The organism is Dactylosporangium siamense (assembly GCF_016862795.1).
In the GTDB taxonomy this organism is placed as follows: Bacteria; Actinomycetota; Actinomycetes; order Mycobacteriales; family Micromonosporaceae; genus Dactylosporangium; species Dactylosporangium siamense.
On the sequence record NZ_BONQ01000255.1, the window covers coordinates 1 to 1,983 of the forward strand.

The window sequence follows — 1,983 nt, forward strand, 5'->3', positions numbered from 1 at the left end:
GTCGCCGATCCGTCCGGTGGCGGCGCCCGGTTGTATCGCACGGGTGACGTGGCCCGTTGGCGTGCCGACGGTCAGGTGGAGTTCCTGGGCCGCTCCGATGACCAGGTGAAGGTGCGTGGGTTCCGGATCGAACCGGGCGAGATCGAGCATGTCCTGCTCGGACACCCGGAAGTGTCCGCCGCTGTAGTGGTCGCCGACGGGGACCGGCTGATCGCCTACTTGGTAGGCGAGACGGACGGGCTTCGGGAGTTCCTGGGTGCCCGGCTGCCGTCGTACATGGTGCCGGCCGTGTTTGTTGAGCTCACCGCGTTGCCCTTGAACCGCAACGGCAAGGTGGACCGGGCGGCGCTGCCCGCCGTCACTGCGTCGCGGCCGACTGGTGCGTTTGTGGCGCCGCGGGGCGCGACGCAGGAAGTGTTGGCGGGGGTTTGGGCGCAGTTGTTGGGTATGGATCGGGTCGGGGCGGCCGACAACTTCTTCGCCCTTGGCGGGCATTCGTTGTTGGCGACACAGGTGGTGTCGCGTATTCGGGGTGTGTTCGGGGTTGAGGTTCCCGTAGCGGCTGTCTTCGATGCGCCGACGGTGGCCGGGCTGGCTGCGGTTGTCGAGGCGGCGTCGGGGACCACCGCGCCGCCGATCGTGGCGGTGGACCGAGTTGGCCCGTTGCCGTTGTCGTTTGCGCAGCAGCGGCTGTGGTTCCTGCATCAGCTGGCGCCGGAGTCGGTCGAGTACAACCTGCCGATGCCGATCTCGCTGTCGGGAGGCGACCTGGACGTCGACGCTCTCGGTGCGGCGTTGGCGGGTCTTGTGCGCCGGCATGAGGTGTTGCGTACGAGGTTGGTGCCGGATGCCGACGGCGTGCCGTGGCAGGTCATCGACCCGGCGCCCGAGCGGTTCGAGCTGCCAGTCGTGGACGTGCCCGCCCGCGAGGTCGAGGCGTGGCTGGCGGCGGACGCCACGATCCCGTTCGACCTGGCCACCGGCCCGCTCTTCCGGGCCACCCTGCTGCGCATCGCCGCCGACGAGCACGTGCTGGCGCTCGCTATGCACCATGTGGTCGGCGACGAGTGGTCGGCCGACATCCTGCAGCGCGAGCTGCTGGCCGGGGAGGAGCTGCCGCCGCTGCCGGTGCAGTACGCGGACTTCGCCGTCTGGCAGCGCCAGTGGCTGTCCGGTGAGACGCTGCAGACCCAGTTGGACTACTGGCGCGAGGCGCTGGCCGACGCGCCGACCCTGAACCTGCCGACGGATCACCCGAGGCCGGCGGTGCGCTCGTCCGAGGGCGCGCTGCTGGAGTTCGCGGTGCCGGCGGAGGTGGCTGAGGGTCTGCGTGTGGTGTCGCGTGGTGCGGGTGCGTCGATGTTCATGACGATGTTCGCGGCGTACACGGTGCTGCTGTCCGGTTATTCGGGTCAGGACGACATCGTGGTGGGCACGCCGATCGCGAACCGGAACCGGGCCGAGGTCGAGGGTCTGATCGGCTACTTCGTCAACACCTTGGTGCTGCGCACGGACCTGTCGGGTGATCCGACGTTCGCGGAGGTATTGGGTCGGGTCCGGTCGCGGACCCTGGCGGCGTTCGCGCATCAGGATGTGCCGTTCGAGCGCCTGGTCGATGAGCTGTCGGCGGACCGGGATCGGTCCCGGACGCCGTTGTTCCAGGTGTTGTTCAACTACTTCACGAACCAGGACGGCGAGCCGGGCGAGCCGCAGGAGGCGTTGGCGAAGTTCGATCTGCGCTTGATGGTGTCGGAGCAGTCCGGCGGCGGGTTGATGGTGGCGTTGGAGTATGCGACGCGCCTGTTCAACTCCGACACGATCGTGAGGATGTCCGACCAGGTCCAGCACCTGCTGGCGCAGGTCGCGGCGGACCCGGCGGTGCGGCTGTCGCGTCTGTCGTTCGCGCCCGAGCCGCCGCTGCATGCTCCCACCGTGGATGTTCCGCTGGTCGCGGGCTTGCATGACCTGATCGGGACCGGCGAC

Annotated in this window: 1 protein-coding gene; it reads left to right on the plus strand. The window is 69.0% G+C overall.

The annotated features are described in order from the left end of the window. Positions 1–1,983: condensation domain-containing protein (locus tag Dsi01nite_RS56795; RefSeq protein WP_203854867.1), on the plus strand; the 1,983-nt coding region annotated here is incomplete at both ends.